The organism is Acidaminobacterium chupaoyuni (assembly GCF_047936785.1).
Lineage (GTDB): Bacteria > Bacillota > Clostridia > Oscillospirales > Butyricicoccaceae > Acidaminobacterium > Acidaminobacterium chupaoyuni.
Map to the genome: position 1 here is coordinate 380,020 of NZ_CP176394.1, position 25,164 is coordinate 405,183.

Below are 25,164 nucleotides of genomic sequence, written 5' to 3' on the forward strand. Positions count from 1 at the left end.
GAACGGCCCTGCCCGGGAAACGGCGCAGTGCTTTTGCCGCCCCGCCGCAGGGATGGCCCGCAAACAGGCCGCTCCGCCTTTTGCTTTGCTCCTTTTAAAACAGGCCTCATTTCGAAACGGACTGGCCATAGCGCATCAGAACGGTTGCCACCTGCGCGCGGGTCGCGCCGCCGAAGGGCATCAACCGGCCTTCATCGCCCACGATCAATTTTTCGGCAACAGCCCATTTCATGGCTTCTGCCGCATAACCGCTGACTGCTGCGGCATCGGCATATTCTTTCAGCTGCGCTGTTTTTGAAAGATCGCGCTTTTGATATTTTGCGAAACGATAGAGGATGGCGGCCATCTGCTGGCGGGTGACGGCGTCATCGGGCCCGAACCGGCCTTCTCCATATCCGCTGACGATCTGGTTTTCAGCCGCCCAGACGACGGCCTTTTGGTAATACCGGCCGTCCTGCACATCGCTGAAGGTGTTTTTGCCGGTGGGCGCGGGCTGGCCCGCCAAACGATAAAGAACCGTCACCAGCATCCCGCGGGACATGGCGGCATCCGGCGCGAAAGCGGTTTCGCTGACACCTGAAAACAGGCCGTTATCATAAGCATATTCCACCGCGCCATGATACCAGGCATCTGCCTTCACATCGGCAAAGCTCATGCTTTTCTTTGTGGTGACCACAAAAGTGGATAAATGCGTCGTGTCTGTTTTCACATAACGCCTGCCGCTGCGCATCAGACATTTGCCGGAAGTGATCTCTTTTGTGCCGTCATCGGAAATCACGATCACCTGATAGCTTGTGCCTTCGGCAAAAGCCCTGCCAACGGGAATCAGCACTTCCATCACTTTGCCGTCAAAGCCTGTCAGGTTTTTTCCACCGGCCGAAATTTTCACTTCCGCTGCTGCGGCATTTGTGAGATCACAGCCGCTCAGTTTGATTTCGGCGGGGTTTTTGACTGTCACCGTGAAGGTGACCTGCGCGCCGCCCGCCTGCTTCACCATTGCTTCCAGAACCGCCGGGGCCACCGAAAGACTGCCAACGGAAGTGTTCAGTTCCAGCGCCAGCTTTGCCTGAGCAACGGCTGCGAGATCGGGTACGGTCACTTTCGCCGCATTGACGCTTTTTTGCGGTTCCACTGTTACCGAAACCGCGGCAACGCCTTTTTGTTTGGCCGCGTTCACCGCCGCCGCAACGCTGCTCTGGCTTACCTGCGCTGTGGCCGTGTTTTCCGAAACCGTTACCTGGGGCTTCATTTCAACGCCCGGGGTCACGGCGGGAGGGGTCACCGAAGGCTTTTCTTTTTGGTCGTTCTCCACAGCCTTTGCCAGCTCTGCCGGGGACGCATCCAGTTTTTGAACCGCCGCAAGGACCTCTTCCGAAACATTTTCAATGCCTTTTTCGGCGATATATTCGGTGATGGCGTCTTTATTGCCCACGGCGTAATAGCCGCCGCTGCCGGGCATTCCGCCGCCGATATCGCTGCCCAGAGCCAAGGTGAACTGGGCACGCACCACATCGCCGGGGCAGGGGTAATAATCAGCAAAACCCACATTGGGGAACACATTATTGACGCAATACATCCAGCCGGAGCCGTTGGTATAATCAAACTCGCCCAGGCAGGAAGCATCCGAACGATTCTCGATCGTTTTCAGATGAGCTTTGAGCACCGCGGGAACCGACGGAGTCACCGGCAGGGCTTTCACTTTATCGCCTTTGATATATTCCAGATAGAAACCGCTTGTTACGCTTCCGGTGTTGCTGTAGCCAAAGCCGTTTTCCTTCAGCACGCGCACCAAAAGCTGCGCGCCGGTTTCTCCCTCGCGGATATCCACCGCGCGGGGCGAGATCAGATAGCCGCCGCCCACGGTGAACGCATCCATTGAAAACACGCACCGGCCGATGACTTCGCCCGCCTGTGCGGGGGTATAAGTAAAGGTATAGGTTTGCTTTGCGCCGCCTTTGGTGCTCAGGGCCACCGTGCAAACCCCCGCATCGCCGGTGGTGAATTTCAGCGTGTAGCTGGTTTTTTCGCTGTCATCCCAATTGACCGAAACCGCCTTGCCGTTCAAGGTGACGGTAACATCTTTGGCGGGCAGCTTTGCGCCGTTTTTATCTTTGGCAAACACATCGAATGTCATGCGGCTTCCGCGCTGGGTGAATCCGTTTTTCAAAGTGGTTTCCAGCGTATCGGTGACCACAGGGGGAACCACCGGCTCCGCCTGTGCAATTTCCAATTTTTGTGAAACCGTCAGATTGCCTGCTTCATCCTTCACCAAAACATACACATCGGCCGCCGCCGCGGTGAGGGTGATTTTGGCGGTGATCTTCTGCGTTCCGCAAACGGTTCCTTCGCCGCTGAAAGCTGTGGGAGCCGCAGCGCCTTTTTCTAAAACGCGGATCTCATAGCGGCCCGCTTCGCCGGAGGTAAAGGTCACGCTGCCCGAGGCGGCGTCTGTGCGGGCGGCGCTCACTTCGCTCAGGCTGGGCGCGGTCACATCTTTTTCCTGCTCAACGGCAAGAATGTTGCCGGAATCATTTTTATAATAGATTACGCCCTGCGCATCGCAGATGGGGCTTGCGATACAATATTGCGGATAATCCTTTGCATCATAGATCTCGATGACAGAAGCTTCGCCGTAACTTGTGGCGCCGGCCTTGATCTTCAGCATCGACAGGCCGCCGGGGGTTTTATTATAAGTGGAATAAAGGTAAAGATATCCGCTTTCTTTTTCATATCCTGTCGAAAGCAGCACAGAGCCCTGCGGATAACCCTTCAGAGGGAATTCAAATTTCTGATCGCCGTCTTTGATGGTTTGAAGGGTGGTTGCATCGGCAACCACCAGGCTGCCCGGGGCGCCGGGGCCGCCGCCGATGGCATAATAAACCCTGCCGCCATATACCACAGGCGTGCAGGTGCATTGGAACCCTTCATTGTTATAAGACAGATGGTTTGAAAATTTTCCTGTGACCGCATCGATATCGGTTTTATGGATGCTGCCGTTTTTGGTGGTGAAATAAAGGCTGCCGCCGCTATAGGCCAGGGAAGAGCGCTGATCGCCCGTGATGGCCAGTGTGTCGGCAATCGCGCCGGTGGTCTTATGGAAAGAAAGCAGCTTTGCGGGGCCGTCGTTGCTGCCTGTTCCGTCATCGGTGCCCACGGCAACAAAGTCGCTGCCCACCGCCGCGGCGCCGGCCCAATAGAACCCACCCGCGCCGGCATAGATCCATTTGGCCTGTTTGGCTTCATTCGTCTGGGTGGTATCTTCATCAAAGGCGCTCAGGCAGACAAAATCGGCTTCTTTGGTTTCGCCGTTCCAAAAGCCCGTGTAAACAAATCCATCACTGTAAAGAACGGGGGAGTTGCTTTGGCCGCCCTTGGGATCGGTATAGACCCAAAGGGATTCCAGTGTTTTGGCGTTGAATGCCTGAACGGTTCCGCCGCCCAGCTGACAGAAGATCATACCGCCGCCGCAGGTGGGCGAAACCACGCTGAAACCGGGGGATTTCACCATTTTTCCTTCAGCGGTGATCTTGCCTGTTTGGGGGTCGATCTTCACCAGACGGTTGTTGATCATCGCCACCACAGAACCATCGGCAAGGATGGGCAGACTGGGGGTATCCGCCCAGCTGCTGCCGCCTTTCAGCGCCCATTTTGTTTTAGTCTTTGCGGGATCGATGGGGGTTTTTACATCCACCACCGCCATATTGCTGTTATTTCCGCGGAAGTTCGGCCAATAGGCATCCACTTCGGCGGGCTGGGGGCCCTGAGGGTTCGACTGAGTGACCGTCACTTCGCACCAGGGAAGAACAATGGGGTTCTCAAGCCCCATGCCCGCCACTTTGCCCGCAGCAGAAAGATAATAAGTGCCCGGTTTTTCAAAGCTGTAGGTAAATTGGCCTTTTTCATCGGTTTTTACTGCCGCTGTTCCGCCAAGAACATCTGCCGCCGTGCCCTCTGCATTGACCAGAAGAATATCGGCCCCGGCGACCGGCCCCAATGTAGTAAGTTCCTTTGTGGGCTTGCCAGGCGTTCCGGAAAGGGTTTCCATCGAATAGAACGCACGCAGAGTCAGTGATAACGGCGAACCCGCCTCAATTTCCACTGATTTTTTATCAAAATAACTGTAATAATCGTTATAATAATCACCGCTGAGCAGGAACCATGTAACTTCGTCACCGTTTTTGAGAACGCATTCATTGGCCGCATAGCCGTCTGACATGGTTCCCACCGGCAGCTGATCGTTTACGGCAAAACCGATGCCTTTGGAAGCATCCCGTTGGAAAATCTTCGTTACATAAGAACTGCTGCCGGAGATATAGTCTTTCATTGTGCTCTTATTAAATTTATCGCCGTATACGCTCTGATGTGCATACAGCAATGCATCCATGACCGTGACTTCCCCCGGTTTGACACCGTGATCCTGCCCGCCGACAGTGTGCCCCGGTTCGGCATTCAGCCAGCCATAGCCGGCGCCTGTTCCAGCCGGCACAGTCAGCTGCCGTCGCATGATGGGGAATCCCATTTGGCTGCTGTCTACAACAGAAAACCATATCGTTACGCTTTGGGTGCTGTTTTCCGCCGTATCCGCCGCCAGCGCGGCGGTGGGCAGCATCCCCGCAATCATCACCAGCGCCAATACAAGGCTGAGAAGCCGCGGGATCTTTTTCGTTTGTTTCTTCATTCTCTTTCTCTCCTTCGTTCAAAACAGTTTTTGAAATACGGTTCCATGACGAACGGTGTTGAAAAAAAATAAAAAGCGGCGCATCAGCAACCGCTTTTCTTCTCAGAAACACATGAGAAATAAAAAAGCGATAGCAAATGCTATCGCTTTTGTTGGCATGAAATGGTTCCGATCGGCGGCGAGCGCCCATCGGTTAAATCATCTCCTCTGTAGGTCTTCTGACTCATATGTTCAGGCGGATTCCGCCAGCGCATGTTCTTCGCCTTCCCGGTCGAGCCATTACGACAGCCAGTGACCTGCTTTCGCAGTAAAAGAACACACTCCATACTTACAGCTACTGAATCAAACTTTTTGCGAAACCGCAAAACGCCTGAAACGTGTTCGGGCTTTTCACCCGATTCCCTTGTTCAGCTGAACAAGAATGCGTGTCTTGCCCTTTCAAAAGCAAGGTCGCGCATTTGCCACAAAAGCCGGAGCTATGTTAAATTTTTTCTCAAACTGTTTTTATTCTACCCACCTTGTCGGCAATAGTCAAGCAATATCGGCCATAAATATTTGTTTTTTACAAGAACGGCGTGCTTTTTCAACCGCGCGGGCGGATGGTATCATGCCCCGGCAGCCGACAGGATGCCCAAAAACGCCCAAAAAAGGTTTTTGGGCATGAAAAAAGCATATCTCTTTCGAGATATGCTTTTGATTCGTGCGTTTGATGCCGCTTTTATTTTCTGAAACAATCGCTGCAATAAACGGGACGATCACTGCGGGGTTCGAAGGGGACCTTGCAGGGCTTGCCGCATTCAGCGCATACAGCATCATACATTTGGCGGGCGCCGCCGTTGTTTCCGCGAGAGTTGTTGCCCTTGCGGGAGTCACGGCAAGCTTTGCAGCGCTGGGGCTCGTTGGTGAAACCTTTTTCTGCGTAAAATTCTTGTTCGCCGGCAGTGAAAGTGAATTCGTTTCCGCAATCTTTGCAGATCAATGTTTTGTCGTTGTACATGAAATACCTCTTTAATAAAAAATCTGCGATGCCGACAAGCATCGCAGCTTCTTTATAGTATCATACACTTTCTTTAAAGTAAAGAGATTCTTTCTGATTTTCAATAAATATTTTTTGTTTATTTCGCGTCAACGGCTTCTTCATTGGCTTTATCGATCAGTTCGCCCATTTTTCCGCTTTCTTTCAGTTTGGCAATGACCTCATTGATCTGTTTGGCAAGCTCGGTGTTGCCCTTTTGAACGGCCACGGAGCTGCCCTCGCTGTCATAAGGCACCTTAAACGAAGCGATCATCAGATCGGGGTTGCTGGCGATATAGCCCGCCGCCACAGCCGTTTCCGAAACCACGGCATCCACCTTGCCGGCGGTGAGCTGCATGATCTCTTCGGGCATCTTGGCCAGAGAAACCAGTTTCGCCCCGGTCATCTGCTCTTTGACCACGGTTTCCTGCACAGAACCTGTCTGAGCGGCCACGGAAACGCCGTTAAACGATTCCAGCGAAGGATATTTGGCGCTGTCTTCCTTGCGGATGATGCAGCAGATCTCGGCCTTGAAGTAAACATCCGAAAAATCTACCTGCTTTTTTCTTTCTTCATTCGCTGAAAGGGCCGCGATGGCCATATCGGCGTTGCCGTTTTGCAGCTCGGTGAGCACATTGCCGAAATCCATATCTTTGATGACCAGTTCTTTGCCCAGCTGGTCGGCGATCTCCTGAGCCAGCGAAATATCAAAGCCCATGATGGTATCTTTGCCGTTGACCATTTTGTGAAATTCAAAGGGCGCGTAATCGGCCGAAGTGGCCAGCACCAGCTGCTCTTTTTTTGTTTCGCTGCCGCTTTGCTGCTGCGATTCCTGCTTGGCGCAGCCCGCCGCCGCCAGAACCGTGACGCCCGCCAGAACCAGGGCGGCCCATTTTTTCAAATTGTTCATGTTCATTTCCTCCGTATCTTCTCATGCCATCCATTGGATGTATTCTTTCGATAGCATAATTATACGAAGTATTTTATATTAATGCAAGCTAAATTCTTCGTCAAATTGCATGAATTTTCATTTGTTTGCATAATATGCAAGCAGCAGATCCACAATATTGCCATAGCTCTGAACGCCCGCCTGCTGGTTCCACGCCTTGAGATAAGCGTCGTTCACCGAGTTTCCCACCTCTTGAATGGGGCCTTCATACTTCTTTAACTGGGCATCCAGCAAAGTCAGGTCGCTTCTGGCCTCTTTGCAGAGAGAGGCCGAAAGGGCAGAGGCGCTTTGCTCATCATATTGATAGAGGGCGTTGTTTGCATAAACATACGCATTGAGCGCCGCGGAATATTGCAGGCGCACATCCGAGGATTCGATGCAGGCCAGAAAGGCCGAAAAGCCCGCTTCTTCTTCGGGCGCCACGCCATAGGAATGCGCCATTTCGTGAGCCATATGAAAGGGAAGATGGCTTTGCACCGTGCCGCGGCTGACGGTGGGTTCCGCCGTGAAGGGGAAATAGACCCCCGCGATGCCCGCATATCCCATGGGTTCGGTGAGCAGAAAAGTCAGCTTGGCCCGCCGGGGAACAGGGGAGGAATAGGCCCCATAGCGCTTGCCCAGCGCTTCGTAGCTTTGGGCACAGGCTTCGGAAAGGGAGGCCGGGTCGCCGAAGGCGCAGCGCCCCTTTTCGCGCGGCACCAAAGGCGCCAGACGGTTGGTTTCTTCGGCCATGCGGCGGGAAAGCGCCTTCAGCTCTTCCACCGCGCGCGGCTGGGTTTCAAGCCCCAGCTTTTGGGCCAGCGGCGGCGAAAAATATTGCACGCCCCACAGCAGGCAAAACACCGCCAGCGCGCCGCAGAGGCATTGCATGACCCCCGCGAACGCTTCGGCAAATTCGCCCCGCCGCGCCCCGCCGATCAGCGAAACGATCAGGGCGACGACGGCCGCGGGCAGCAAAATTTCAAACAGCGGGAAGGGCACAAGGGAAGTGAGGCGGTGAAGCCACGAGGAAAGCCACACCGCAAGGCGGCTTTGCAGGCTTTGGGCGGCGGGAACTTCTTTGGCCAGCAGCACCCACACCGCCGAAAACACGGCCAGCCCCGCCGCGCGCAGCCATCTGGCGCCTGTCAGCGAGGTTTCACGGCCGGCCATGAAGGGGGCCTCCGTTCATCAGCGCCTTGGCGCGGGCATATTTCGATTTCTGAAAGCGTTTCAGCGGCAGCTGTTCTTCCGCCCGGGCGATCAGCGCCAAAAACGCCGCTTCATCGCCGGTTTTCAGTTCCAGCTCGATTTCGTCGATGGGCTCTTCTCTGCCGCCCGCGCAGATGACGCCCCGGTCATAGGCCAGTTCTGCCGTGAGCCCCTCTTTTTGCAGCAGCGCCGCCCGGCGGGTGAAGCGCATTTCGGCCCGCGGCAAAAGCTCGCCCGTCTGCAAAAGCGCGGCCGCCCGCGGGGGGATGCCTTCGGCCGCGGCAAGGCGGCGAAACCCTTCTTCGGGGGCGCCGGCGGCCACTTCGATCTCAAGGCGGCGGGCAAGGCCGTTTTCCATGCTGCCGCCCTTTAAAGCGCAAACGCCGTTTTCGCCTTCTCTGCGAAAACGAAGCGCCAGCCCCAGGTCTGAAAATTCGCCCCGCGGGGTATCATAATAACAGGCTTCCATCTCGATTTCCCGCGGCGGCGTCATGGTTCCGCCCAGCGCGCCGCCGAAAAGCGCCCGCACCAGCGGTTCCGCCGCCGCATATTTCACTTCGATCTCCATTCGGGTTCCTCCTTGCCGCATCGGCGGGTATTGTTTTTATTATACCATTCGTGCAAAGCACGCATGGCATAAAGTGGCCGGCGCCGCAGGCGGGCCGTGAAATTTATAAAACGAACAGTATGCAGTTATTTTACCATGGTTTTCGCCGGAAGCGGTGAAAATTAAAAGAATATTCAAAAACCCCGCTTTTTCCCGCCCCGCAAGAGCTTAACAACGGCCCTCTCCTATGTTATAATAGGTGTCAGAATGCGCAAAGAAGGCCAAAAAGCCCTTCAAACCGCGCTCAGATAGAAATTTTTACCGCTTCGGCGAGGCCGGGGCCGCAAAAACGCCGCCTTTGCGCGGCGATAGAGAGAACCACCACACAACACGATTGGGAAAGGGAGATCGATATGACAAACCGCATCACTGTGCGCATCGGCGGGCTGGATTACACCATTCTGGCCGAGGATGACCCGCAATATGTGAAAAAAACCGCCGAGCTTGTTGACCGCAAGCTGAAAGAAGTGAGCCAGGGGGGCAATCTTTCCGCCCTGACAGCCGCCGTGATGGCCGCGCTGAACATCGCCGATGATTATTATAAGGCGCAGGAATCCACCGATAATTTGCGGGCGCAGATCCGCGAATATGCCGATGAGGCCGCAAAGCTGCGCATGGAACTGGCCCGCGCCAAGAAATAACCCCACCGGAAAGGAAACAAGCAACCATGGCACTTGAACTGATGTCGCCCGCCGGCTCTTTTGAATCAATCACGGCCGCCGTGCGCAACGGCGCAGACGCCGTTTATTTCGGCGCCGGGGATTTCAACGCCCGCCGCAACGCCAAAAATCTTTCCGGCGAAGAATTGCAGGAAGCCCTGCGCTATTGCCGCCTGCGCGGCGTGCATACTTATGTGACCGTCAACACCCTGCTCACCGATCGCGAGCTGGATCACGCCGCCGAACTGGTGGCCCTGCTTTCGCGCAGCGGCGCTTCCGCCGTGATCGTGCAGGATCTGGGGGTCTTGCGCATGGTGAAAACCGTGGCGCCCGATCTGCCCGTTCACGCCTCTACCCAGCTGACGGTGCACAGCCTCGACGGCGCGCTGGAATGCAAAGAACTGGGCTTTTCCCGCGTGGTGCTTTCCCGCGAGCTGCCCCGGCAGGAGATCGAGCTGATCGCCAGAAACGCCGGCATCGAAACCGAAGTGTTCTGTCACGGCGCGCTTTGCATGTGTTATTCGGGCCAATGCTACCTCAGCGCCGCCATCGGCGGGCGCAGCGGCAACCGCGGCCTTTGCGCCCAGCCCTGCCGCCTGCCCTATGGGTTCGACGGCGGCCGCCCCCATGAATATCTCAGCCTGAAAGATCTTTCGCTGGCTTCGCATTTGCAGCAGCTGGAACAGGCGGGGGTGACCTGTGTGAAGATCGAAGGGCGCATGAAGCGCCCCGAATATACCGCCATCGTGACCCGCATCTATAAAAACGCCATCCGCGAAGGGCGCAGCCCCACCGCCGAAGAGCTATCCTCGCTTCAGGCCGTGTTTTCGCGCAGCGGCTTTACCCAGGGCTATTTCGAAGGCAAGGTGGATGAAACCATGTTCGGCATCCGCCAGGAAAGCGACGCCCGCGCCGCCAAACCCCTTTATGCCGAAGCGCGGCACACCTTTGAAAGCGAACCCGAAGCGCCCTGTGTGCCCGTTCATTTTTCGTTTTCCGCCAAAAAAGATCACTACCTCGCCCTGCAATGCCGCGATGACGACGGCTTTTCTTATGAAACCGAGGCCGACCCCGCCCAGGCGGCGCTTCACCGCGCCACCACCGCCGAAGAGATCCGTTCGGCGCTTCAAAAAACCGGCGGCACCGTGTTTGACCCGGTTTCCATCGAGATCGAGCTGGATGAGGGCCTGCGCATCCCCGTTTCCACCCTCAACGCCATGCGCCGCCAATGCTTAGACGGCGTGGCCGCCCAGCGCAGGCTGCCGCCCCAGCGGCGGGAAGCGCCCTGGCAGGCCGGTTATCACCGCCTCAACGAAAAAGAAAAACCGCAGAGCATTTTTTCCGTTCTGCGTTTCGATCAGCTTTCGCCGGAGCTTTTGCGCAAAAAGCCCGCCTTTGTTTATCTTCCCCTTGCCGAAGCCGCCGACCACGCGGAAGAATGCGCCGTTTTTCAAAAAGCGGGCATCGCCGTGGCGGCCGTTCTGCCCCGCATCCTGTGGGATGAAGAACTGCCCGGGGCGGTGGAACAGCTGCGCCGCTGCAAAGCCCGCGGGCTGGATACCGCCGTTTGCGGCAACATCGGCCAGCTGCCCCTGCTGCGCCGCGAAGGCTTTCACATCCGCGCCGATTTCGGCATGAACATCATGAATTCACAGGCGCTCAAAGAGCTGAAGGGCATGGGGGCCGAAGCCGCCGCCATCTCTTTTGAAATGAATCTGGCCCAGATCCGCGATGTTTCCAAAGCGCTGCCGCTGGAGCTGATCGCCTATGGCCGGCTGCCGCTGATGATCTTCGAAAACTGTGCCATCCGCCGCGGCGCCGCCGAATGCGCCTGCAAAAAAGGCCCCCACAGCCTCACCGATAAAACGGGCCGCGCCTTCCCGCTGATGGCGGAGCCCCATTGCCGCAACACCCTTTATAACAGCGAGATCCTTTATCTGGCCGACAAAAAGCAGGAGCTTGAAAAAACGGGCTGCCGCTGGCTGCGCCTGAATTTCACCACCGAAGACCGATATGACTGTGTGCGCATCGCCGAAGCTTATGAAGCGGCCGATACCGCCCGCGAGCCCATCACCCGCGGCCTTTATTTCCGCGGCGTGGAATAGAAAAGGAGCCTGCCCCATGAACGAAACCGTATGTATCAAGCGTCTGCCCCGCGGCGACGGAACGCTTCCGCCCATGCCCGCCTATCAGACCGAAGGCGCGGCGGCGATGGATCTGCACGCTTTTCTGGAAGCGCCCGTCACCCTGGAACCGATGGAGCGCCGCGCCGTGCCCACAGGCTTATGCCTTGAGATGCCCGCCGCTCTGGCGGCCTTCGTTTTGGCCCGCAGCGGCCTTTCCACCAAAAAAGGGCTGGCGCTGGCAAACGGCGTGGGGCTCATCGACCCCGATTACCGCGGCGAGCTGCTTTGCAGCGTCATCAATCTTTCGGCCGAACCGCTGACCATCTGCGACGGCGACCGCATCGCCCAGCTTCTTTTTCAGCCGTTCTGCCGCCCGGCCCTCGCCGAACAGGATACGCTTTCCGAAACCCGGCGCGGCAGCGGCGGGTTCGGTTCCACCGGCAAACGATAGGGGAGGGCGCTTATGCTGATCCTTGCTTCGGCTTCACCCCGCCGCCGCGAACTTCTTGAAAAAATGGGCTATTGCTTTGAAACCCGCCCGCAGGATTGCGACGAGAACCTTTCGGCCCGCGACCCCGCCGAATTTGTGCGCTGCCTTGCCCTGCGCAAGGCCGAAAGCGCCCTTGCGGGCTGCGCGCCCGAGGATGTGGTGGTGGCGGCCGACACCATCGTTTTTTTAGAAAACACCATTCTGGGCAAGCCCCGCGACAAGGCCGGGGCCAAAGAGATGCTGCGCCTGCTTTCGGGCCGCACCCACACCGTCTGCACGGGTTTTTGCGTGGGTTCGCGGCAAAAAGGGCTTTCCGCCGAATGCTGCCGCACCGAAGTGACCTTTTATCCCCTCAGCGAAGCAGAGATCGAACGCTATGCGGCCACAGGCGAACCTTTGGATAAAGCCGGCGCCTACGGCATCCAGGGGCGCGGGGCCTTTCTTGTGAAAGAGATCCGCGGCGATTTTTACAATGTGATGGGGCTTCCCCTGGCGGTGGTCTGCCGCCGGCTGGAAGCGCTGGGCGAATTTGCCGCCCGCTGAAACCAAAACGCCGCCCCGCGGCCGATTTGAAGGATATGAACATGAAACTATTTTCTTCCAAGCTTTTTTTATGGGCTCTGGCGCTGCTGATCGTCTGCGGCGTCATCATCGGCTTTAATCTGGCCACTGACCGCCTTTCGCCCGCTTCGGGCCTCGCCGGCACGATTCTGACCCCCATGCAGCAGGCCATTTCAAAGGTGAGCGGCTTTTTTTCGGGCATCACCGATTATTTCACCCGCTATAACGAGCTGGAAAGCGAAAACAAAGAGCTGAAAGCCCGCGTTCTGGAGCTGGAAAAATCCCAGCGCGATTATTACGCCGCGGTGGATGAAAACACCTATCTGCGCGAGCTTGCGGGGCTGAAAAAGAAAAACTCTTCTTTCGATTATGAGCTGGCCGAAGTCATCGGCATCAACACCGACAGCGTTTCCACCGTTTATACCCTCAGCCGCGGTTCCAAAGACGATATCGAGGTCAACGACGCGGTGGTCACCGCCGAAGGGCTGGTGGGCTATGTTTCCACCGTGGGGCCGAATTTCTGCCAGGTGAAGCCCGTCACCGACATTTCGCTGAAAATGGGCGCCGTGATCTCGCGCACCCGCGAGGTGGTGGTGGCCGAAGGCAGCTTCGACCTTGCCGCCAAAGGGCTTTTGCGCCTTTCTTATCTGAAAAACGGTTCGGATGTTCTGGTGGGCGACACGGTGGAAAGTTCCGGTTACGGCGGCATTTTCCCCAAAGGGCTTCTCATCGGCACCATCACCGAGGTCCTGCCCGAAAGCCACGGCATTTCCACCTATGCCAAGGTGCGCCCAGCCGCCGACCTGAGCAGCCTGAAAAAGGTTTATATCATCAAAGATTTTTCGCTGACAGACTGAGGTGAACCAAGCTTATGGCCCCCAAACAAAACCTGAAATGGCGCATCGCTTCTTATGCCCTTGTGCTGATCGTTTTATATCTTTTGCAGTTTTCACGCGGGCTGCCGCTTCGCTTCCGCGGGGCGCAGGTGGATTTTCTGCCCTTTTTCATCGCGGCGCTGGCCCTTTTTGAAGGCCCCTGGATGGGCGCGGGCTTCGGCTTTGCCGCGGGGCTGCTTTGCAGCCTGGGCGGCGGCACGGAAGGCCTTCTGGCGCTTTATTACGGCCTTTGCGGCCTTTGCGTGGGCTATTTTTCTTCCACCTATCTGCGGCGCGTTTATCCTTCGGCGCTGCTCTCGGGCGCTTTCATCCTGCTTTTGCATGACACCATCCTTTTTTATTTCTATTACGCCCTGCTTTATCGCGCCCGCTATGTGGCGGGGCTTGAGATCATGGGCCTTCGCCTGCTGATCTCGGCGGTGCTATCCGCCCCCGTTTATCTGATTTTGCGAAAAATACACAGCCGCTTTGAAGAAGACGCCCCCATCGGGTGAGCTTTCGGCAACGAACGCAGGTATCTGAATGAATAACCGAAAATCACAACTGAAACGCGTGATCGCCCTGGCCCTCTGCCTTGTTATGGTCATCGGGGCTTATACCGTGCGCCTTGCCGACCTTCAGCTGGTCAACGGCGCCGCCTACCGCGAAGAGGCCGAACGCAAAATTTCGCGCACCTATACCCAGCAGGCTTCCCGCGGGCAGATCCTCGACCGCTATGGGCGGCCGCTGGTTTCCAACGGCCTGGGCTTTTCCATCACCTTCGATTATTTCACCTGGGATCGCGCAAACCAAAACGAAGTGATTTTGCGCCTTTGCTCGCTGATGCGCGCAGACAGCGTTGCCTATATCGACACGCTGCCCATCACGGCGGCGGCGCCCTTCGAATATACCTACGCTTCGAAAAGCGACGAGGATTATAAAAATCTGGAAGCGTTTTATGCGGATCAGGCGGCCCAGAAAAATTCCGCCTGGCCCAAAGAAATGCCCGACGCCGCCGGATTGATGGCGCTGCTGCGCAAAAAATATCAGGTGGCCGACACCGTGAGCGACAACGACGCCCGCACGATCCTGGGCATCCGCTATGAAATGGTGCTCCGCGAATTTTCGGCCTATAACAATGTGTTCACCTTCGCCACCAATGTGAATGTGGAAACGGTTTCAAAGGTTTCCGAGCGGGGCTTCCAGCTGCCCGGCGTCACCATCGGGGTGGAAGACATCCGCCAATATAACACCGACAGCGCCGCCCATGTTCTGGGGCGCGTGGGCGTGATCTATAAAGATGAATATGCCGAGCTGAAAGAACAGGGCTACCCCATGAACGCCATCATCGGCAAAGACGGCCTTGAAAAAGCCTATGAATCTTATCTGCGCGGCAAAGACGGCACGAAAGCCGTGGAAACCAATGTGGCGGGGGATGTGACCGGCGAAACCACCCTTGTGGAACCCCAGCCGGGCAACAATGTGGTTCTGACCCTCGATCTGGATCTGCAGACCGTGGCCGAGCAGTCGCTGGCTTCCACCATCGCTTCCATCAAAAAAAGCGCGCCGGGCAAAAAATCAAAATCCGGCGGCGATGCCGAAGGCGGCGCAGCGGTGGTGCTGGATGTGAAATCGGGCGGTATTCTGGCCTGCGCCTCTTACCCCACCTATCAGCTGAGCACTTTTTCGGCCGATTATGCCGCGCTGCTGGCAAACCCGCTCAAGCCCATGGTCAACCGCGCCATTTCCAGCGCCTATCCCCCCGGTTCCACCTTCAAGCCCGTCACGGCCGTGGCCGCTTTGGAATCGGGCACCGTGACCCCCAAAACCATCATCCGCGATGAAGGCGTTTACCGCTTTTATGCTTCCAGCGGCTATACCCCCGCCTGCTGGATCTGGAACGAAGCTCACCGCACCCACGGCAATATCAATGTGAGCCAGGCGCTGAAATATTCCTGCAACTATTTCTTCTTTGAAGCCAGCCGCCTGATGGGCATCGACACCCTCAACACCTATGCCAAAAAACTGGGCCTTGGGCAGAAAACGGGCGTTGAGCTTGCGGGCGAGCGCGCCGGCAACCTGGCCGGCCCCGAAAGCCGCCAGAAAAGCGGCGGCGCGAAATGGATGCCCGGCGAAACGCTTTCCGCCGCCATCGGCCAGAGCGAACAGCAGTTCACCCCCATCCAGATGGCCAACTATCTGGCCACCATCCTCAACGGCGGCACCCGCTATCAGCCGCATTTTCTCAAGCGCGTGGTCAACTATTCCTACACCGATGTGGTGGAAGAATATCAGCCCGTGGTGCTTGACAAGATCGACCTGAAGGCTTCCACCGTGGAAGCCGTGAAAGAGGGCATGCGCGGCGTTGTGACCGACGACGGAACCGCGGCCAGCATTTTCCGCAACTATCCCATCGCCATCGGCGGCAAAACCGGTTCGGCCCAGACCATTCCCAGCCGCTCGGCCCACGGCGTGTTTTTGGCCTTCGCCCCCTATGACGACCCCCAGATCGTGGTATTCGTGATCGTGGAACACGGCGGCAGCGGCGGCAATGTGGCCCCCGTGGCCCGCGATATTTTCGACGCCTATTTCAGCAAGAAGGCAAAGGATTCCCCCATCACCCCCGAAAATACTCTGATTCCGTGATTTCTTGATAAAATCGGGTTGTGGGCAAGGAATTTTTATGTCATAATAAAGTGAAGCGCAGATGTTTTTTGCGCCTGTCCGGGCAGAAACCAAACGGTTTTTGTCAAAATCTTCGACACAGGTGGAAGGTGATCTTTATGGGTACTGTCATCCTGACGGCATCGGGCAAAGGCGGCACCGGCAAAACTTCGTTTTGCAGCGGTGTGGCCGTGGCACTTTGCGCGCTGGGTGAAAAAGTGCTTCTGGTGGATGCCGACTGCGGCCTGCGCAATTTAGACATTGTTCTGGGCATGACCGACAGTCTTTTATTCTCGTTTTCCGATGTGATTCTGGGCCGCGCGGGCCTGAAAGAGGCCGCGGTCAAACATCCTGTCGTGAAAAACCTTCGTGTGCTGACGGCGCCGGCCGAAGCGATGCTGGAAAACGGCATCGACCGCCATTCCGTCGGCGAGTTTCTGGCCAAGGCCAAGGCCCATTTCACCTATACCATCATCGATTGCCCGGCCGGGCTTTCTCATATGCTTGAACTGTTTGCCGGCGGAGCCGACAGGGGCATCATCGTTTCCACCCCCGATTATACCTCGCTGCGCGGGGCGGAATCGGCAGGGCGGCTGTTTCGGCGGCAGGGGCTCGACAATATCCGCATCGTGGTCAACCGGGTTCGCCCCGGCATGATCGACAGGGGCGATATGGTCAACATCGACCGCGCGATGGATCTTTCGGGCATGGCCCTGCTGGGCATCGTTCCCGAAGACCCCGATATCATCGCCTGCGCCAATGCGGGGCAGATTTTGATGCTTTCTTCAGACGGGCCGGCCGTGAAGGCTTACAGCAACATCGCCCGCCGCATCACCGGCGAAAAAGTGAAGCTCATGCGCCTGTAGCGCTTCGGCTTTGCCACCGCGAACCGCCCTTTCTTCGGCTTTGCCGGCAGGGGCTGTCGTTTTGATTTGAACCCCAAAACAACCAACCTTGATAAACCCGAGTTGCCGATCTTTCGATCGGAGAAATGGAGATTGATACAATGAATATCGCCATCATCGCACAGAACCGCAAAAAAGAACTGATGGTTCAGTTCTGCATCGCTTATTGCGGCATTCTTTCTCAGCATGAGCTGTGCGCCACAGGCACCACCGGCAAGCTGATTATGGAAGCCACGGGTTTAAAGGTGAACTGCCTGCTCCCCGGCGTTTCCGGCGGGGAAGAGCAGGTCGCGGCCCGCGCCGCCTATAACGAGCTGGATCTGGTTTTGATTTTCCGCGATCCTTTGGAAAAACACAGCGAATCGGATTTCGCCAATTTGCAGCGCATCTGCGATATGAACAATATTCCCTTCGCCACCAATGTGGCCACCGCCGAAGTGCTGATCCAGGGCCTCATCCGCGGCGACCTTGCCTGGCGCGATATCGTCAACCCCAAAAAATAGCCGCCCGGCGGTTTAAACCCCGAAACGCCTGTTTTCAAGGGCGTTTCCCTTTTCTAACCATTTAAAAAAGGCCTTATCAAAAGGCGTTTCAAGGGCCGCGCCCTCTGGCCGCCCCCTTATAAGAAGGAGAGATCGTTTTCCATGAGCCAAAAAATCCAGCGCCCGAAGGGCACCGCCGATGTGACCCCCTCTGAAGTTCATATCTGGCATTACACCGAAGCGCTTTTGCGCGAAACCGCGCGGCGATTCGGCTTTCAAGAGATCCGTTTCCCCACCTTTGAACACACCGAGCTGTTCATCCGCGGGGTGGGCGATACCACCGATGTGGTTCAAAAGGAAATGTATACTTTTGAAGACAAAGGCGGCCGTTCCATCACGCTGCGCCCCGAGGGCACGGCTTCTGTCGTGCGGTCTTATATCGAGAATTCGCTGTATGCCCAGGGCGCGCCGTTCAAATGTTATTACATCGCCCCCAATTTCCGCTATGAAAAGCCCCAGGCGGGCCGTTTGCGCGAACATCACCAATTCGGCGTGGAATGTTTCGGCGCGCAGGGTTTTGAAGCCGATGCCGAGATCATCAGCCTTGCCTATTCGTTTTTGAAACAGCTGGGCATCGATTCGGTGGTGCGCATCAATTCCATCGGTTGCCCCAATTGCCGCCCCACTTATCAAAAAGCGCTGAAAGAATATTTTGAGCAATATCGCGAAGAGCTTTGCGACACCTGCAAAGAGCGGCTTGAAAAAAACCCGCTGCGCATTCTCGATTGCAAAAGCGAGATCTGCCACAAGCTGGCCCTTGACGCCCCCCATTCGGTGGATTATCTCTGCGATGACTGCCACGACCATTTCGAAGGCCTTAAACGCGCCCTCACCGATATGGGCATCCCCTTCGAGGTGGATACCGGCATCGTTCGCGGCCTTGATTACTATACAAAAACCGTTTTCGAATTCATCGGCACAGGCCTTGGCGCCCAAAGCACCGTTTGCGGCGGCGGCCGCTATGACGGGCTGGTTTCTCAGCTGGGCGGGCCCGAAACGCCGGGCATCGGCTTTGGATGCGGCCTGGAACGCCTGATCGCCGTGGCACAGGCCAGCGGCTTTGTTTTCCCCGCCGCCCCCGCGCCCGATCTTTTCGTGGTTTCGGCCGATGAAGAAGGTTCCCGCATGGCGCAGACACTGACCTTCGCTTTGAGAGGGCAGGGCTTCGCCGCCGAACGCGACCTTTGCGGCCGCAGCGTGAAAGCGCAGATGAAACACGCCGACCGTTTGGGCGCGCGTTTCACCATGGTTCTGGGCGCCAGCGAATGCGAAAGCGGCCAGGCTGTTTTGAAAAATATGTCTACCCGCGAGCAGATCACGGTGGAGCTTGCCCCCGCCGCCCTCTGTGAACACTTGAAATAAGGAGCGTTATTGAATATGAACCGAATTTCTCTGCCTCACGGCCGCGTTTATTGCGGCACCCTGCGTGAGGAAAACATCGGCGAGCAGGTGACTGTTTGCGGCTGGTGCGCCCGTATGCGCGACCTGGGCGGCCTGATCTTCATCGATCTGCGCGACCGCGAAGGCCTTGTGCAGTGTGTTTTCGATGAATCGGATAACAAAGAACTGTTTGACCTGGCTTTCACCGTGCGCAGCGAATTCACTTTGAAGATCACGGGCAAAGTGCGCCAGCGCGCTTCCATCAACGATAAGATCCCCACCGGCCGCATCGAAATTCTGGCCGATTCTTTAGAGATCTATGCCAAGGCCGACACCACCCCCTTCGAAATTTCCGACGACGCCACCGTGAACGATGCGCTGCGCCTGAAATATCGCTATCTCGACCTGCGCCGCCCCTCTTTGCAGCAATCGCTGGCTTTCCGCCACCGCATTGCCCATGTGGCGCGCCAATATTTTGACGAGCAGGGCTTTTTAGAGATCGAAACCCCGATCTTAACAAAATCCACCCCCGAAGGCGCCCGCGATTATCTGGTGCCTTCCCGCGTGCATCCGGGCGAATTTTATGCGCTGCCCCAATCGCCCCAGCAATATAAGCAGCTTCTGATGCTTTCGGGCTTCGACCGCTATATGCAGATCGCCCGCTGTTTCCGCGATGAAGACCTGCGCGCCGACCGCCAGCCCGAATTCACCCAGATCGACCTTGAAATGTCGTTCGTCGATCGCGAAGATGTGATGGCCGTCAACGAAGGCTTTTTGGCCCGCGTTTTCCGCGATGTGATGGGCGTTGAGATCGAACTGCCGATCCGCCGCATGCCTTATTCCGAGGCCATGGGCCGCTATGGCTCCGACAAGCCCGACCTGCGCTTCGGTTATGAAATTTTTGACCTTTCCGAAACCGTGAAGGATTGCGGCTTTGGCGTGTTCGACGGCGCTTTGGCCGCCGGCGGCACGGTGCGCGGCATCACCATTCAGCAGGGCGCAAAAATGAGCCGCAAAGAGATCGACAGCCTGACGGAATTCGTGAAAACCTATCGTGTGAAAGGCCTTGCCTGGGCAAAACTGGCCGAAAACGGCGATATGAGCTCGAGCTTCGCCAAATTCCTGGCCCCCGAAACCATGACGGCGCTTTTGGAAAAAGCCGAAGCCCACGCGGGCGATCTTGTGCTTATCGTGGCCGACAGCGACGAAGAAACCGCCCTTAACGCCCTGGGCATGCTGCGGTGCGAAGTGGCGCGGCGCATGAATGTGATCCCCGAAAATGTTTATAAGCTGCTGTGGGTCACCGATTTCCCGCTGTTTGAATATGGCGACGACGACGACGGCAACCGCCGCCTTTACGCCAAACACCACCCCTTCACCGCGCCGGTGGATGAAGATCTTCCGCTTTTTGAAACCAACCCCATCGCCATGCGCGCGAAGGCTTATGATATCATCCTCAACGGCACAGAGCTAGGCGGCGGTTCCATCCGTATCCACCGCAGCGATATCCAGCAGAAAATGTTCACCGCACTGGGCTTCACCAAAGAAGAAACCGAAGAGCGCTTCGGCCATATGCTGGAAGCTTTCCGCTATGGCGCGCCGCCCCACGGCGGCCTTGCCTATGGCCTTGACCGCCTGGTGATGCTGCTGGCCGGGCGCGACAGCATCCGCGATGTGATCGCTTTCCCCAAAGTGCAGAACGCTTCCGACCTGATGATGAACTGCCCCTCGCCCGTGGACGAAAAGCAGCTGCACGAACTGGCCATCAAAACAGACCTGCCCACCAAAAAAGACTGATCTGTTTTTCCGGCATTCCTCCCTTGTTTTTTACCGCCATGAAAAAGGCGTCGCCGTTTAAAAACGGCGACGCCTTTCTTTTTATTTTATCCACAGCTTGTGCACTGTATTTTTATGCCTTGGGCTTTTGGGGCAGCGCCATGCGTTCCAGCGAGAAACCGCGGCCGCGCACTTCGCTGACATGGCTGATGGTGATGAACGCTTCGGGATCCAGATGCTGCACGGCATCGGTCACGGCGCGCAGCCTGCGCTGAGAAACCACGCAAAGCACGGCTTTCTGCTCTTTTTTTGCAAAGGCCGTTTCCGCCATCAGCAGCGTGGCGCCGGTATCCAGTTCTTCCAGCAGGGTGCGGCGGATCTCTTCAAATTTCGGCGAAAGGATCAGCAGCTGGATCTCGGTTTTGCCGAAAAGCATCACTTTATCAATGGTGATCGAGGTGATGAGCAGGGTGAGAATGCCGAAAATGATTTTTTCGGAAGACGCCAGCCGCGCCTGCCCCAGAATGATGACCGCATCAAAACAATAGATCGACACCGAAACGGGGATGCCGAACAGGCGGTTGAGGATGAGCGGGGGGATATCCATGCCGCCGCTGGAAGCGCCGTTGCGCACCACCAGCGCGATGGCCGCGCCCACCAGAAGGCCCGCGCAGACCGCCGAAAGCATGATGTTATCGGTGAGATGGCTCAGGGCCGGGATGGATTGCAGCAGACTTAAAAACAGCGGGAAGGTGAAGGTGCTCAAAATCGTGGTCAGGGCAAAACGCTTGCCCAGCACCAGCGCCCCCAAACAGAATAAAACTATATTGATACACGCCACCGTGACCGCCGTATTCACCGGCAAAAACTGCTTGACGATCAGCGAAATGCCCGTTACGCCGCCCACCAGCAGTTTGTTCGGCAGCACAAAACACGCAATGGCGACCGCCAGCAAAAAATTGCCCAGCAAAATCACCAGCGTGGAACCGATCAGTTTTTTTGTTTTCAATTTCATTTCTTCCTCTCCTGCGCTTTGGCTTATTTTTTAGCGCAACAGGCCTTATTATACCGTGTTTTTTTCTTTTTGGCAAGGATAAGGCTGATCTTGCCTCTTCCGCATCCCTTTTTCAGCAAATTTTTCGCGCAGAACAACCGGTTAGAAAAAACAAAATCAACCCCCGAAAAATCACTTTCTGCCAAGTTCGGCGGCAAATGAAACAGGGTGTGACGGATCGCGGCAGAGGCAAGATGGGCAAGGCAAAGCAAGGCCGGTGACGCAGAGGCAGGGCGAGAATCTTCTGTGACGAAGCAAGCATAAAAACAGGGTGATATCGGAAAAAGAAATGTGACAGGGTGGCACTTTTGCGCGGCGATGGGTTGGCACTTTTGCACGGCAGTGAGGCGCCTAAGCCCGCATATTTTATCCTATTCGTAATAATTATATTATTAAATACAATAAGTCTTTATTCGACCGGCAAAAAAGAAAGCGGCGCGGGAGCTTTTCCTCCCGCGCCGCGAACCATTATCGCTTGTATTCTTTTTTAAACACCGGCAGCAAAAGCGCATGCTTTTGCAGGAACTTTCGCTCAAGCCTTTTGAAAGGCTTGCCGCCGGAGGCCCTTCGTTAGATGCGGGCCACGCCGCTCTTGCGGGCGGCTTCGGAAACAGCGGCTGCAACGGCTTTGCCCACGCGGGGATCGAAGGCTGCGGGCAGGATATATTCCGCTTTGAGTTCTTCATCGCTGATGAGGCCGGCGATGGCTTCGGCGGCGGCGATCTTCATGGCATCGTTGATATCGCTTGCGCGAACATCCAGCGCGCCGCGGAAGATGCCGGGGAAGGCGGAGACATTGTTGATCTGGTTGGGATAATCGCTGCGGCCAGTGCCGATGACGGCGGCGCCGCCCTTGATGGCTTCATCGGGGTAAATTTCGGGCACAGGGTTGGCCATGGCAAACACCATGGGATCTTTATTCATGGTGGCGACCATTTCAGCCGTCATCACGCCGGGGGCAGAAAGGCCCATGAACACATCGGCGCCCTTGACGACATCCGCCAGGCTGCCTTTTTTCTTATTTTTGTTGGTGATCTTAGACATCATTTCGATTTCGCTGTTGAGCCCTTCGCGGCCTTCATAAACAGCGCCGCCGCGGTTGACCATGATCACATCGCCGATGCCCATGGAAAGCAGCAGTTTTGTTACGGCAACGGCAGCCGCGCCGGCGCCGCTGACCACCATGGTGAGATCGGAGATCTTTTTATGGGTCAGACGGCAGGCATTGAGCATTGCGGCGGCGCAAACCACGGCAGTGCCATGCTGGTCATCATGGAAAACAGGGATATCGCAGCATTCTTTCAGGCGGCGTTCGATTTCGAAGCAACGCGGTGCGGAGATATCTTCCAGATTGATGCCGCCGAAGGAGCCGGCGATCAATTTGACTGTCTGCACGATCTCATCGACGCTTTTGCTGCGCACGCAGAGGGGGAACGCATCCACATCAGCGAAGCTCTTAAACAGGGCGCACTTGCCTTCCATCACAGGCATACCGGCTTCGGGGCCGATATCGCCCAGGCCCAAAACGGCTGTGCCATCGGTGATAACAGCCACCAGATTCGAGCGGCGTGTATATTTATAAGAAAGATCGGGGTTTTCGGAAATTTTGAGGCAGGGCTCCGCTACGCCGGGGGTATAGGCGATGGTCAGATCATCCGCGTTGTTGATGGGGCAACGGGCAACCACTTCGATCTTACCATGCCACTCTTCATGCGCTTTCAGCGCTCTTTCTTTTACATCCATTCTAAAATTCCTCCTTAATGATATCGGAAAGCCGCAGAACAAACCTGCTCTGCGGCGATTCACCTTTTTATTTTCTTGCGATGGCTTTTTCGGCGCTTTCCACGATCTTTGCCGCGGTGAGGCCAAAGCGGTTCTGCAGATAATCCACGGTTCCCACTTCGCCGAATTCATCCTGCACGCCCACCATTTCCATCGGCACAGGGGTATGCTTCGCGAGGCTGGAGGCAACAGCGCTGCCCAAGCCGCCCACCACATTATGATTTTCGGCCGTGACCACGGCGCCGCAGGTTTTTGCATAGGCATTGATGGTTTCATCATCCAGCGGCTTCCAGGTGAACGCGTTGATGACGGCGGCTTCCACGCCGCGGGATGCGAGGATTTCGGCGGCTTTCATCGCTTCGGCCACCATGATGCCCGAGCAGACGATGGCCACATCTTTGCCTTCGCGCAGCACAGGGGCTTTGCCGAATTCAAAGGCGGAGCCTTCTTCAAAAATGCCCACTGCGTTTTTGCGCAGCAAACGGATATAGTAAACGCCATAAGCGTTTTGCAGCATTTTCACCACTTCGCGCAGCTGCACGCTGTCGGTGGGTTCGATCAGGGTGATATCGGGAATGCTCATCAGGCAGCCCATATCTTCAAAGGGCATATGCGTTCCGCCGTTATAAGCGGCTGTCACGCCGGGGTCGGAACCGATGATGCGCACATTCTGTTTGCCGTAAGCGCAGGAAATAAAGATCTGATCCAACACGCGGCGGGTGGCAAAGGGCCCAAAGGAATGGGCGAACGGCACCATGCCCGCGGCGGAAAGGCCGGCGGCCATGCCGATCATGTTGGCTTCCTGAATGCCGCAATCGACGGCGCGATCGGGGAATTCTTTAAAGAACGCGCCCACGCCCGAAGAACCGATCAGGTCGGCATCCAGCACACAGATGCGGCTGTCTTCACGGGCCATTTCGCACAGGGTCTGTGTATAAACGGCGCGCATTTCTTTGGCTTCGTTTTCCAGAGTTTCTTTCACTTTATAATTCATTGTCGCCATCCTCCTTATGCGTTGCGCGCTGCGCTGAGCGCTTGTTCGGCCGCTTCGATGGAGGGCAGCATATCGCCCTTCTTGAACTTGAGGTGATGGCAGGGGAAGGTTTCCAGCGCCATTTTACAGCCGTTGCCCTTGATGGTATCTAAAATAATGACCGAAGGCTTGCCTTTGGCGGCCTTGGCGTTTTCGATGGCTTCTGCCAGCGCATCCACATCATGGCCGTTGACTTTTTGCACATGCCAGCCGAAGGCGGCGAATTTTTCCACCATATCGCCCAGATACAGCACATCATCGCAGGAACCATCCAGCTGCTGTTTGTTCCAATCGACAAAAGTCACCAGATTGTCGAGCTTGAGATGTGCGGCGGACATGGCGGCTTCCCAAACCTGGCCTTCATCGCATTCCCCATCACCCAGGATCAGGTAGGTGGTATAATTTTTCTTGCGCATTTTGGCGCCCAGCGCCAGCCCCAGCGCCATGGAAGAGCCCTGGCCCAGCGAGCCTGTGGTCATATCTACGCCCGGGGTCTTTGTTCTGTCGCAATGGCTGGGCAAAGTGGTTCCGCCCTGGTTCAAGGTGAGCAGCCGCTCCAGCGGGAAAAAGCCCTTCAGCGCCAGTGTGGCATACAGCGCGGGGCCTGCATGCCCTTTGGAAACCACCAGACGGTCGCGGTTTTCCAAGGTGGGGTTCTTGGGGTCATAGGTCATCTCTTTGCCGTAAAGAACGGCCAGCGTTTCCACAATAGACATCGAGCCGCCCACATGGCCAAAGCCCAGGTGATCGAACTCTTTCAGGGTCTCCACCCTGATCTCTTCCGCAAAAACGCGGAGCTGCTTATTTTTTTCCATGCCGCAACATCCTTTATCGTTGAATTTATTGGTTTTATTTCATACACCGTCAGTATAACACA

At 56.4% G+C, this 25,164-nt stretch carries 21 protein-coding genes and 1 riboswitch; of the genes, 11 read left to right on the forward strand and 10 right to left on the reverse strand.

Annotated features, from left to right (window positions below; translation table 11 throughout):
- Positions 1 to 106 precede the first annotated feature (106 nt).
- The 6 genes from ACJA3I_RS01920 to ACJA3I_RS01945 all read right to left on the reverse strand — a co-directional run bounded on the left by ACJA3I_RS01920 (position 107) and on the right by ACJA3I_RS01945 (position 8,401).
- The gene (locus ACJA3I_RS01920; protein ID WP_458863080.1) at positions 107 to 4,678 is read right to left on the reverse strand and encodes an S-layer homology domain-containing protein; all 4,572 of its coding nucleotides are present in this window, start codon (positions 4,676 to 4,678) and stop codon (positions 107 to 109) included.
- 192 nt (positions 4,679 to 4,870) lie between these two features.
- Positions 4,871 to 5,136, reverse strand: a riboswitch (cobalamin riboswitch).
- Between the two features lie 73 nt (positions 5,137 to 5,209).
- Positions 5,210 to 5,494 (reverse strand): hypothetical protein, encoded by a 285-nt coding sequence (locus ACJA3I_RS01925; RefSeq protein ID WP_458863860.1) that lies wholly within the window; start codon positions 5,492 to 5,494, stop codon positions 5,210 to 5,212.
- Positions 5,397 to 5,675, reverse strand: coding sequence for a zinc-ribbon domain containing protein (locus ACJA3I_RS01930; protein ID WP_458863081.1), 279 nt, complete (start codon positions 5,673 to 5,675; stop codon positions 5,397 to 5,399). Before ACJA3I_RS01930 ends, ACJA3I_RS01925 begins: the two co-directional genes overlap by 98 nt.
- 118 nt (positions 5,676 to 5,793) lie before the next feature.
- Positions 5,794 to 6,603, reverse strand: a complete 810-nt coding sequence (locus ACJA3I_RS01935) for a transporter substrate-binding domain-containing protein (RefSeq protein WP_458863082.1) — start codon at positions 6,601 to 6,603, stop codon at positions 5,794 to 5,796.
- A 117-nt stretch (positions 6,604 to 6,720) separates the two neighbouring features.
- A complete protein-coding gene (locus tag ACJA3I_RS01940; RefSeq protein ID WP_458863083.1) occupies positions 6,721 to 7,794 on the reverse strand; it encodes a DUF3810 domain-containing protein in 1,074 nt (357 codons plus the stop codon).
- Complete coding sequence (locus tag ACJA3I_RS01945; RefSeq protein WP_458863084.1) at positions 7,781 to 8,401, reverse strand: CYTH domain-containing protein; 621 nt, start codon at positions 8,399 to 8,401, stop codon at positions 7,781 to 7,783. Before ACJA3I_RS01945 ends, ACJA3I_RS01940 begins: the two co-directional genes overlap by 14 nt.
- A 392-nt stretch (positions 8,402 to 8,793) precedes the next feature.
- Here ACJA3I_RS01945 and ACJA3I_RS01950 point away from each other — a divergent pair, with 392 nt between their 5' ends.
- The 11 genes from ACJA3I_RS01950 to aspS all read left to right on the forward strand — a co-directional run bounded on the left by ACJA3I_RS01950 (position 8,794) and on the right by aspS (position 20,439).
- Complete coding sequence (locus tag ACJA3I_RS01950; protein WP_458863085.1) at positions 8,794 to 9,081, forward strand: cell division protein ZapA; 288 nt, start codon at positions 8,794 to 8,796, stop codon at positions 9,079 to 9,081.
- A gap of 26 nt (positions 9,082 to 9,107) precedes the next feature.
- Complete coding sequence (locus tag ACJA3I_RS01955; protein WP_458863086.1) at positions 9,108 to 11,204, forward strand: U32 family peptidase; 2,097 nt, start codon at positions 9,108 to 9,110, stop codon at positions 11,202 to 11,204.
- A gap of 16 nt (positions 11,205 to 11,220) precedes the next feature.
- Positions 11,221 to 11,676: a dUTP diphosphatase gene (dut, locus tag ACJA3I_RS01960; RefSeq protein ID WP_458863087.1), complete on the forward strand. Its 456-nt coding sequence runs from the start codon at positions 11,221 to 11,223 to the stop codon at positions 11,674 to 11,676.
- Positions 11,677 to 11,688: 12 nt separating this feature from the next.
- Positions 11,689 to 12,258 (forward strand): Maf family protein, encoded by a 570-nt coding sequence (locus ACJA3I_RS01965; RefSeq protein ID WP_458863088.1) that lies wholly within the window; start codon positions 11,689 to 11,691, stop codon positions 12,256 to 12,258.
- 41 nt (positions 12,259 to 12,299) lie between these two features.
- The gene (gene mreC, locus ACJA3I_RS01970) at positions 12,300 to 13,133 is read left to right on the forward strand and encodes a rod shape-determining protein MreC (RefSeq protein WP_458863089.1); all 834 of its coding nucleotides are present in this window, start codon (positions 12,300 to 12,302) and stop codon (positions 13,131 to 13,133) included.
- A gap of 14 nt (positions 13,134 to 13,147) precedes the next feature.
- A complete protein-coding gene (locus ACJA3I_RS01975; RefSeq protein ID WP_458863090.1) occupies positions 13,148 to 13,666 on the forward strand; it encodes a hypothetical protein in 519 nt (172 codons plus the stop codon).
- Positions 13,667 to 13,694: 28 nt separating this feature from the next.
- Positions 13,695 to 15,797 carry a penicillin-binding protein 2 gene (gene mrdA, locus ACJA3I_RS01980; protein WP_458863091.1) on the forward strand — a complete coding sequence of 701 codons (2,103 nt, stop codon included), beginning with the start codon at positions 13,695 to 13,697 and terminating at the stop codon, positions 15,795 to 15,797.
- A 137-nt stretch (positions 15,798 to 15,934) separates the two neighbouring features.
- On the forward strand, positions 15,935 to 16,681 hold the full coding sequence (locus ACJA3I_RS01985) for a nucleotide-binding protein (protein ID WP_458863092.1): 747 nt from the start codon (positions 15,935 to 15,937) through the stop codon (positions 16,679 to 16,681).
- Between the two features lie 140 nt (positions 16,682 to 16,821).
- Entirely contained in the window at positions 16,822 to 17,223 is a 402-nt protein-coding gene (locus tag ACJA3I_RS01990; protein ID WP_458863813.1) for a methylglyoxal synthase, read from the forward strand.
- Between the two features lie 141 nt (positions 17,224 to 17,364).
- Positions 17,365 to 18,624, forward strand: coding sequence for a histidine--tRNA ligase (gene hisS, locus ACJA3I_RS01995; RefSeq protein ID WP_458863093.1), 1,260 nt, complete (start codon positions 17,365 to 17,367; stop codon positions 18,622 to 18,624).
- A 15-nt stretch (positions 18,625 to 18,639) separates the two neighbouring features.
- Positions 18,640 to 20,439, forward strand: a complete 1,800-nt coding sequence (gene aspS / locus ACJA3I_RS02000; protein ID WP_458863094.1) for an aspartate--tRNA ligase — start codon at positions 18,640 to 18,642, stop codon at positions 20,437 to 20,439.
- A 112-nt stretch (positions 20,440 to 20,551) separates the two neighbouring features.
- Here aspS and ACJA3I_RS02005 read toward each other — a convergent pair whose 3' ends face one another.
- The 4 genes from ACJA3I_RS02005 to ACJA3I_RS02020 all read right to left on the reverse strand — a co-directional run bounded on the left by ACJA3I_RS02005 (position 20,552) and on the right by ACJA3I_RS02020 (position 25,102).
- The gene (locus ACJA3I_RS02005; protein ID WP_458863095.1) at positions 20,552 to 21,433 is read right to left on the reverse strand and encodes a YitT family protein; all 882 of its coding nucleotides are present in this window, start codon (positions 21,431 to 21,433) and stop codon (positions 20,552 to 20,554) included.
- A gap of 609 nt (positions 21,434 to 22,042) precedes the next feature.
- Entirely contained in the window at positions 22,043 to 23,215 is a 1,173-nt protein-coding gene (locus ACJA3I_RS02010) for an NAD(P)-dependent malic enzyme (RefSeq protein ID WP_458863096.1), read from the reverse strand.
- A 67-nt stretch (positions 23,216 to 23,282) separates the two neighbouring features.
- Positions 23,283 to 24,248, reverse strand: a complete 966-nt coding sequence (locus ACJA3I_RS02015; RefSeq protein WP_458863097.1) for a transketolase family protein — start codon at positions 24,246 to 24,248, stop codon at positions 23,283 to 23,285.
- Between the two features lie 14 nt (positions 24,249 to 24,262).
- Entirely contained in the window at positions 24,263 to 25,102 is an 840-nt protein-coding gene (locus ACJA3I_RS02020; protein ID WP_458863098.1) for a transketolase, read from the reverse strand.
- Between the last annotated feature and the right edge of the window lie 62 nt (positions 25,103 to 25,164).